Below are 8,802 nucleotides of genomic sequence, written 5' to 3'. Positions count from 1 at the left end.
AAAAGTGGACGACTTTTACGCCGCCCGCAGCCGGACAATCCCGCCGCTACCGTGGTCTAGTTTTCCACCGCCGTTCTCACCAGAGAAACGCATGATCCGCCCCCTTGAATATCTGCCTCTGCTCGGCGACTGAATGAACGACCGTCTCCAGAGAAGAACCGCGATAGGCCACGCCAAACCGACCGGCTTCGATCTCGGCAACCACTTGAGCCAGACCACGCCTGATCGAGCGAAAATTCTTGATGCGCTCGTCCCATAGAAACCAGCTCTGGTACGTCGCGTTCGGGTCTTCCTTCCATCGCTGGATCAGTTGCCGCGCCAGCAATTCAAACTCCGCCAAACCCCGTTCCCCTTTCGCGTCGATCCTATTCGAGGCTAGCACTCCGCCCCATATACGACCAGTTTTTGCGCGGTCACCCCGAATAAAAAGCGGTCCTCGTCATCTGATATCGTCTGGAATATGCGTCAGCAGATCACGGGTATAGTCGATCAGGAGATCGCCAGCGGTTGCCCCGTAAAGCGCGAGGAACAAGATGAACGCCAGGAGCTTCGGGACGAAGCTCACGGTCTGTTCGTTGATCGATGTAGCAGCCTGGATCATCGAGATAATCAGCCCGACCACCAACATGATTATCAGCGGGGGGCCAGCGACGATCATGATCACCCAAAGCGCCTGGCCCATCGAGGCCGAGAAAGGGCTGTAGGTCTCCATTGCTCCCACCCCACTATGATGCGGACGCCCCTGCCCGTGATGCTGCAACCTTTGTTGCGGGGCGAGCGACACGGAGCGCGATCGGTTGATTCCAATCCGTCTTCCCCACATCCGCTCGCCCCGGCGCCACGCTGCGACCCGTGGGCACCTCGCCTGCCCATCCTGCCAGGCGATGGGCTTCATCTCAATTTACGCAGCGCTGGCGTTTACCCCTCACGACCCGATCTTTTTTTGGAAGAGCGTGTCTCTGTTCGAGGGAAGAGGCATCGTACCGCGTAATATCAGTGACGGCCGAGGTCAGCGAAAGGCTCGCATGTACGATTGCGTCATCATAGGCGGTGGCCCGGCAGGGCTGACAGCAGCCACCTATCTGGGCCGGTTTCTGCGTTCTACGCTGGTCATCGATGCCGGCGACGGCCGCGCGTCCTCCATTCCAGCCACGCACAACCTGATGGGTTTTCCAGACGGCATATCGGGCGACGATCTGCTGTCGCGGATGCGCCGGCATGCCCTGCGTTACGGCGCGAAGCTCTCCGATGGTTTAGCCAATGGGATTGTACAGACCCGGACGGGCTTCCTGGTCACTACAGGTGTCGAGGCCGTCAATACCCGCACGATATTGCTTGCCCAAGGCGTAAAAAATCATCGTCCGCGAATGGCGCTGGAAACGCATGATCGAGGCCTCGTACAAGGGCTGATCCGCTATTGCCCGATCTGCGACGGCTATGAGGTCTGCGGCAAGCGGGTGGCCGTACTGGGCTGCTCCGATCATGGTGCGGCCGAGGCTCTGTTCGTTCGCCACTACAGCGAAACCGTCACCTTGCTCGCGCAAGACAGTTCGCAACTGTCGGAGGCCGAAAAGGCGGATCTGGCTCGAGGCGGTATCGCGGTCGAACGCGCCCCTGTCCGAGATTTGTCGATCGATGGAAAGAATCTGATCGCTCAATTGATCGATGGCCGATTGCTTCGGTTCGACACCCTTTATGTTGCCCTCGGAACCTCCCCTCGCTCGGAACTCGCGCACATGGCCGGTGCGAAACTGGACCCAGCAGGGTGTATTGTCGTCGACGAGCATCAACAAACGACGGTCAGCGGCCTGTTCGCTGCTGGCGACATGGTCGAAGGGCTGGATCAAATTGCTGTTGCCGCCGGTCAGGCCGCCAAGGCTGCAACGGCGATCCACAATCTGTTGTCCGGCTGAGACGCCAGAGCAGAATCAGCCATCAAAAATATATCCATGTCGGGCTTGACCCTGACACGATGTCAGACCCCAGATTGCATTTCGTCGATAAGGAGACGAGCCTGTGACTGATCCTGTTCCAGCTAGCAATTCGGGCGCCCATAGCTGCTGCGCCGGCAAGCGCGTTGGCGGCACGGACGTGAAAACGGTCAAAGACCCGGTTTGCGGGATGATGGTTGATCCGACGGGAACGTCACATCATGCCTCGCATGACGGCGAGGACTATCATTTCTGCAGCGCGGGTTGCCGCACGAAGTTTGTCGCAGACCCGGAGCGCTACTTGTCCGAGGGTGAGAAGGAGGCGGCAACCGCTCAACCGGGCGCAATCTGGACCTGCCCCATGCACCCGGAGGTCCGCCAGGATCATCCCGGGCCATGCCCGATCTGCGGCATGGCCCTTGAGCCGGACCTTGTGACGGCAGACACTGGGCCGAGCGGTGAACTTCTGGATATGTCCCGGCGTTTCTGGATCGCCTTGCTGCTCACCATCCCGGTGTTTGTCCTGGAGATGGGCAGCCACCTCTTCCCGTCGCTGCACAATCTTGTACCGCCCCGACTATCTGGTTGGCTTCAGTTTGCGCTGGCTACCCCGGTCGTGCTCTGGGCGGGTTGGCCATTCTTTGAACGTGGGTGGGCGTCCGTGCGGACACGAAACCTCAATATGTTCACCCTGATCGCGATGGGCACGGGCGTGGCCTGGGCCTACAGCGTGGTAGCAACCATCGCCCCGTCGGTATTCCCGGCAGCGTTTCGGATGATGGACGGCACAGTCGCAATCTATTTCGAAGCCGCCGCCGTCATTACCGTGCTCGTGCTGCTGGGGCAGGTGCTCGAGCTGCGCGCCCGCGAGCGGACTTCGGGCGCAATTAAGGCGCTACTCAACCTCGCGCCCAAGACCGCGCGCCGCATTGGCGCCGACGGGGATGATGAGGAGGTCTCGCTCGAGCAGGTGGCCGTCGGTGATCGTCTCCGTGTGCGGCCCGGCGAAAAAGTACCCGTCGATGGCAAGGTCGAAGACGGCCGATCCTCGCTCGACGAGTCGATGGTGACGGGCGAGTCGATGCCGGTCACAAAGGCGCTGGGCGATGCGGTCATCGGCGGAACGATCAACCAAAGCGGCGCCCTCGTCATTCGCGCGGAGAAGGTCGGACGCGACACGATGTTGGCGCGTATTGTCCAGATGGTCGCTGACGCCCAGCGTTCGCGGGCACCCATCCAGCGCCTGGCCGATCAGGTCGCGGGATGGTTCGTGCCCGCGGTCCTGCTGATCGCGCTCATTGCCTTTGGCGTGTGGGGAATCTGGGGACCAGAGCCGCGTCTGGCCCATGGCCTGATCGCCGCTGTCGCTGTCCTCATCATCGCCTGCCCCTGCGCCTTGGGGCTGGCGACGCCGATGTCGATCATGGTCGGCATCGGCCGGGGTGCAGGGCTCGGCGTGCTGATCAAGAATGCCGAAGCGCTGGAGCGGATGGAGAAGATCGACACACTGGTCGTCGACAAGACCGGCACGCTGACCGAGGGCCGGCCGTCGGTTACCCGCATCGTTCCCGCGACAAGCTATGAGGAGACCGAGCTGCTGCGGCTTGCCGCCGGCGTGGAGCGGGCATCGGAACATCCGCTGGCGCTGGCCGTGGTCGCCGCCGCCAAGGATAGGGGGATTGCGCTTCCCGAGGTCACCGACTTTGATTCCCCAACCGGCAAGGGAGCGATCGGCACGGTCGATGGCAAGCGCATCACGCTGGGCAATGCCGGCTTCCTGTCAGAAAACGGGATCGAGGTTCGCGCCCTTGAGCCGCAGGCGGATGAGCTGCGCCAAGACGGCGCGACCGCCATCTTCATCGGGATCGACGGACAGGCCGCCGGCATCCTTGCCATTGCCGATGCAATCAAAGAAACGACGGCTGAGGCTATCGCGGCGCTTCGCAAGGAGGGCATCCGGGTTGTCATGCTGACGGGCGACAATCGCACAACAGCACAAGCGGTCGGGCGGAAACTTGGAATCGATGATGTCGAAGCCGAAGTGTTGCCGGATCAGAAAAGCGATGTGGTCTCGCGATTGAAAGCTGAGGGGCGCATCGTGGCCATGGCAGGCGACGGAGTTAATGACGCGCCCGCGCTCGCCGTCGCCGATGTCGGCATTGCGATGGGCTCGGGCACCGATGTCGCAATCGAAAGCGCCGGCGTCACCCTGCTGAAGGGCGACTTGAACGGCATCGTTCGTGCGCGCCGTTTGAGCGAAGCAACGATGTCCAACATCCGCCAGAACCTGTTCTTCGCTTTCATCTACAACGCTGCCGGGGTCCCGATCGCTGCGGGGCTGCTCTACCCGATCTTCGGCATCCTGCTCTCGCCGATCATCGCGGCGGCCGCGATGGCACTGTCCTCCGTCAGCGTCGTGACGAACGCATTGCGGCTCAACCGGGTGGAATTGTGAACATCGGCGCGGCATCGGACGCGAGCGGGGTCTCTCAGCGGATGATCCGCCATTACGAGAAAATCGGCCTGATCCCGTCGGCGGCGCGGCGGGATAGTGGGTATCGCGACTACTCGGATGCCGATGTGCATCGACTTCGGTTCATAGCCAATGCCCGCGACCTCGGCTTTCCAATCGAAGAAATCCGAAAGCTGCTTGATCTATGGTCCGATCGGGCCCGCGCCAGTGCCGAGGTCAAGGCACTGGCAGAGTCCCGCGCAGCCGACCTTGGCCGCAAGGCGGACGCGCTTAATGCGATGCGAGCAGCGCTGATGGATCTGGCGAGGAGCTGTCACGGTAACAATCGGCCGGAATGTCCGATCCTGACGCATCTGGAATCTTGAATCTAGTCTTCGCGCGGGGCCTTCGCGCTCATTTCTGCAACTCGCGACCCGCCAGTTTCGCGAGCCGGCGCGGAAGATCGGCAGCAATCTTGCGTTGCTGTTGAGGCTGCGCCTTCTTCCATGCCCGGCATTCGGGTTTGGACCTACCGCACCCTCGACACCACCCGGTCGTGCCATCGAAACGGCACAGGTCTATGCACGGCGACTTAACAGCAACCTCGTCAGTGGCATTCGACTGTTAGGTGCTTCAACTCATGGACCGGCACGAGCCGGTCGCGGATCACGCCTGCATTGATCCCCGCACTGCCGACCACTCCGACGATGGCGGCATGGGCCTCGGGACCGACACGCCAGACATGCAGATCGGCAATACGCACATCGCCTGGCCCTTCAACGAGATCCTGTATTTCCTCGGCAACATGGCTGTCGGTCGAGTCGAGGAGGACTGAGGCGGTATCTCGCATCAGGCTCCAGGACCAGCGGGCGATTACGACGGCTCCCACGATCCCCATGACGGGGTCCATCCACACCCAGCCAAGGTAGCGGCCTGCCAGAAGGGCCGCGATTGCCAATACCGATGTGAGAGCGTCGGCGAGGACATGCACATACGCCGAGCGGAGATTGTTGTCGCCGCCATGGGCATGATGGTCGTGGGCATGATCGTCATGCCCATGATGGTGGTGGTGGCTGCCCGACAGCAGGAAGGCGCTGAGGATATTCACGCCAAGCCCAACGACGGCAATCAGGGTCGCCTCGCCGAAGGCAACCTTTATGGGCTCGAACAGCCGAAGGATCGATTCAATCCCGATCCCCAGGGCGATCAGGCCCAGCACCAGCGCCGAGGCGAAGCCCGCCAAGTCGCCGACCTTGCCTGTTCCGAAGCTGAACCGCCGGTTCGATGCATGCTGCTTGGCATAGGCATAAGCAATCGCTGCGACACTCAACGCGCCAGCATGCGTTGCCATATGGAAGCCATCGGCCAGCAGCGCCATCGATCCGGTGACATAGCCGGCGAAAATCTCGCCGATCATCATCACAGCCGTCAGCACCACCACCCACAGCGTCCGACGAGCGTTGTCGTCGTGAGAGGCCCCCAGATACACATGGTCGTGCACAAAGGCGTCAATATCGCGGGACGTCGTCATGATCTCAGCCTTATTTCGCGTAGCGGCGTATGACCGCGATCAATTCGTCTGCTCCCGCGGCACGATCTTCGGCCGTGAGGTCGGGGTCCGCCACATGGGCTCGGACATGCTCTTCAATAATCTCGTCCATCAGCCCGTTCATGGCGCCGCGCGCCGCTGCAACGAGATGCAGAGTCGTCGTGCAATCGGCGTTGGCGGTCAGCGCTTTCTCGATCGCCGTGACCTGCCCGGCGATACGTCGCACGCGCTTCAGGAGCTCATCACTGCCTTCGGTCAAATGTCCCATAGCATACCCCCCTACCCTATCTCGTTGGTGATAGCCAGAGCAGTCTCAGGCCCCGGAGCCGCCTAGGCGAGTTCGCGATTGGACAGATAGTCGGCTTACCAGTCAGGCCAATTTATTGAGCAAACGCCCGGCTGCGCCCGCCTCGGCAGCAAGATTGCGATTGTAGGCAAGCGGCATGCGCGGGCTCTTCCAGCGCAGCGCATCCATGATTCCGGCGAGATCCTCGCCGCTTGCGAACAGGTCCTGGTTGAGCCCCACGCGTGTCGAATGCGCGCTGACCCCCTTGAGCAGTCGCGCGAGATCGTCGGCGGTGAGATCGCTCAGAGCCCCGCGATCGAACGCCCGCTGGATGATCGACCGGTAGATCGGTCCGATCGACCCGGGATGCAGGGCAACACTGCCGACATCAAACTCCAACCGGGCCGGCACCGCCGGCTTAGAGAGCGTCTTGCGTAGATCCCAGGTTTCGCGGCTTGAGATACTATCGATTCGACGCCCCTTCACCGCTGCTCGCGCCTTGTAGCGCCGCACCTGGACGCGGCGAAACAGCGGACCAGAGGATATCCCTGCGGATTGCGTCCAGGCCGCAATCGCGCGCACCGAGCGCGGCGACAGGTACGCGGTCGCCCCCTCCCCTTCCTGGTCGCCCTTGCTGCGCTGTATCGTGAGAAGCCGCGCCTCGGGATCGAGCGCCTCGACAATGTGCTCAACCGCGATCGCCACCAACTCGGAGGCGCGCAGCCCCGTATCATAGGCAACCGACAGCAGCGCGCGATCGCGCAGTCCCGGCAGATCGTCGGGGCAGGCCTCGAGCAACGCCCGCACGTTCAGCCCTCGCGGTGCCTCGCGCTCCACATCACGGACCGGCCCCTTGAAGCGCAGCGGCCGTGCCTGGACCTGCGCCGTCCCCTTCTCGCGCCGGATCGCCCGGAGCCGCAGCTTGACCAGCTCGGTCTGCGTCGGATCCTTCAGATCGAGAAGCTGGTGGATCTTCGCGATCGACGCCTTGTAGCGGCCGAGCGAAGCCGGTTTGGCCCCCTTCCCCGCCCTTGCGTCCAGATAGTCAGCCACGAGTTCGGGGGTCGCTGGCAGCGACGCCCTGTGCGAGCACCGACACCAAAGATCGAACGCCTCCAGATCGGATTTGAGGGCGCGGATGCTGTGGGGCGAGGAGGCGGCCTGATAGGCATCGATGAGCGCCTTGTTGACGGTGATCGTCTGGCCGGCCCCAAGCTTCGTCACTTCCCATGCCAGATCGACCCCCGATCCCGATGGCGGGTCCGTCACTGGGCTTATGGCGGGCAGTTGTTCCACGCTCAGGGCCTCGACTGTTCGATGATCTGGTCGTGGGTGAACGGCTCCATGCCGTAAGCCGCGGCCAGGCCGTTGAAGGCCGCGACGGCGACGCGCTGGAGTTCCTCTACCCCGATCGACGTTAGCGTTGCATCGTACTCGTAGGAGTCCTCAACCGCCGCGTGGCCTTCGTCATTGAACTGGAACGGGCCGCGCGGCCACCAGCTGTCCCTGATGTCGGTGACGCCGAGCCGGACATGGATCGGCAGCGAACCACCATGGGCGAGCACCAGCGCGCAGTTCCGCTCCAGAAAATGGAGCCAGCGCTGGTAGAAATAGCCGGTCGACAGGGTGAGCCGCTCTTCATCTCGCTGAAACAGGAACCCCCCGCCCACGCCCCAGATTTCGCCGGTCTTCTCGAACCACTGGGTCAAGGCGACCGTGGGATCGACGCCCTCCTCCGCTGTGCCTGGCCAGTAGACCATCGCTCCGCCCTTGCTGATTCCGAAATTGAGCGCGTTGGGCTGTGCCAGCAGCGCCGGATGCCCCTCACTGCCAGCCAGAGCTTGCTTTGCTCCCGGCTTCGCCGCCCATTTCGACGGAATGATCCGCGCATAGCCCGCGAAGTGCGGCTTCCACCGCAGCTTCGTCGTGCCGTGCATCGGATTGGTCACCGTCTGCACTTCGGACCGATCAAACCAGACGTCGGCATCACCCGGGAAATGCGACTGCCAGGGAATGGCTTCTGGCGGCAGCGGGGGAAGTTCGTCCAATGAGGCCTTCAACGCGCCCGCGAGCTGCTTTGCCAATTCTCCGCGCACGCGGCGTAGCTCGGTCGTATCGGCGCCAACCGGCAGGTGAAACGCGATCGGTCCGCGCCTACCCCGCATGTCGAACGGCAGCTTGTCGAGCGTGGCGCCCTCGAACGCGGTGTTCCAGACCTGGATGACGCGGTGCTCGCTCAGCGCTCGGTTCGCATAGCCCATCTCGAGGAGGACGTTCGGGTTCGCGCAGGCTTTGCCGCTCTCGGACACGGCGATCGGCGTGACGTCCCCGACGAAGACCGCCGCCTCGTCGATCTTGCGAAGAATGGTTGCGACGATATCGGGCGTGCCGGCGACCCCTTGCGTGTCCGAGGTCAGGCTCGGTCGATCGGCCTCTTCGACGTCGGCCGACAACATCATGATCGCGGCGTCGAGCGCGAAACGGACGACCTCGCGCGTGACCCGGCTGTCGAGATCGCTCTGCCATGACCAGAAAACCGTCTTTTCCACGCGTGAAGCCCCTGCCCGGTCTGAGCTGCTTGTCA

General features: G+C 62.7%; 9 protein-coding genes and 1 pseudogene. 3 read left to right on the top strand and 7 right to left on the bottom strand.

Features of this window, described 5'->3' with window-relative positions; genetic code table 11:
- Positions 1-79 precede the first annotated feature (79 nt).
- Together CV103_RS07345 and CV103_RS07340 are read right to left on the bottom strand one after the other, a co-directional pair.
- Positions 80-340, bottom strand: a pseudogene (locus tag CV103_RS07345) (type II restriction endonuclease); the annotation flags it as partial.
- 99 nt (positions 341-439) lie between these two features.
- Positions 440-712, bottom strand: coding sequence for a flagellar biosynthetic protein FliQ (locus tag CV103_RS07340; protein WP_062788680.1), 273 nt, complete (start codon positions 710-712; stop codon positions 440-442).
- A 313-nt stretch (positions 713-1,025) separates the two neighbouring features.
- Between CV103_RS07340 and CV103_RS07335 the strand changes: the two genes are divergently transcribed.
- The 3 genes from CV103_RS07335 (at position 1,026) to cueR (ending at position 4,769) form a co-directional block, all read left to right on the top strand.
- Positions 1,026-1,913: an NAD(P)/FAD-dependent oxidoreductase gene (locus CV103_RS07335; protein ID WP_107394500.1), complete on the top strand. Its 888-nt coding sequence runs from the start codon at positions 1,026-1,028 to the stop codon at positions 1,911-1,913.
- 208 nt (positions 1,914-2,121) lie between these two features.
- A complete protein-coding gene (locus CV103_RS07330) occupies positions 2,122-4,386 on the top strand; it encodes a heavy metal translocating P-type ATPase (RefSeq protein WP_245652852.1) in 2,265 nt (754 codons plus the stop codon).
- Positions 4,383-4,769, top strand: coding sequence for a Cu(I)-responsive transcriptional regulator (gene cueR / locus CV103_RS07325; RefSeq protein ID WP_021243459.1), 387 nt, complete (start codon positions 4,383-4,385; stop codon positions 4,767-4,769). Before CV103_RS07330 ends, cueR begins: the two co-directional genes overlap by 4 nt.
- A 28-nt stretch (positions 4,770-4,797) precedes the next feature.
- On the opposite strand, the gene CV103_RS07320 is transcribed toward cueR, so the two are convergent.
- The 5 genes from CV103_RS07320 to CV103_RS07300 all read right to left on the bottom strand — a co-directional run bounded on the left by CV103_RS07320 (position 4,798) and on the right by CV103_RS07300 (position 8,767).
- Entirely contained in the window at positions 4,798-4,965 is a 168-nt protein-coding gene (locus CV103_RS07320) for a DUF1289 domain-containing protein (protein WP_081659631.1), read from the bottom strand.
- Positions 4,966-4,990: 25 nt separating this feature from the next.
- Positions 4,991-5,914 carry a CDF family Co(II)/Ni(II) efflux transporter DmeF gene (dmeF, locus tag CV103_RS07315; RefSeq protein WP_021243460.1) on the bottom strand — a complete coding sequence of 308 codons (924 nt, stop codon included), beginning with the start codon at positions 5,912-5,914 and terminating at the stop codon, positions 4,991-4,993.
- A 10-nt stretch (positions 5,915-5,924) separates the two neighbouring features.
- Positions 5,925-6,200: a metal/formaldehyde-sensitive transcriptional repressor gene (locus CV103_RS07310; RefSeq protein WP_021243461.1), complete on the bottom strand. Its 276-nt coding sequence runs from the start codon at positions 6,198-6,200 to the stop codon at positions 5,925-5,927.
- A gap of 102 nt (positions 6,201-6,302) precedes the next feature.
- A complete protein-coding gene (locus CV103_RS07305; RefSeq protein ID WP_051187043.1) occupies positions 6,303-7,514 on the bottom strand; it encodes a tyrosine-type recombinase/integrase in 1,212 nt (403 codons plus the stop codon).
- 2 nt (positions 7,515-7,516) lie between these two features.
- The gene (locus CV103_RS07300) at positions 7,517-8,767 is read right to left on the bottom strand and encodes a hypothetical protein (protein ID WP_107394499.1); all 1,251 of its coding nucleotides are present in this window, start codon (positions 8,765-8,767) and stop codon (positions 7,517-7,519) included.
- Positions 8,768-8,802 lie beyond the last annotated feature (35 nt).

It is taken from the genome of Edaphosphingomonas fennica (assembly GCF_003034225.1).
Lineage (GTDB): Bacteria > Pseudomonadota > Alphaproteobacteria > Sphingomonadales > Sphingomonadaceae > Sphingomonas_E > Sphingomonas_E fennica.
This window is presented reverse-complemented; position numbering and strand designations above follow the sequence as displayed.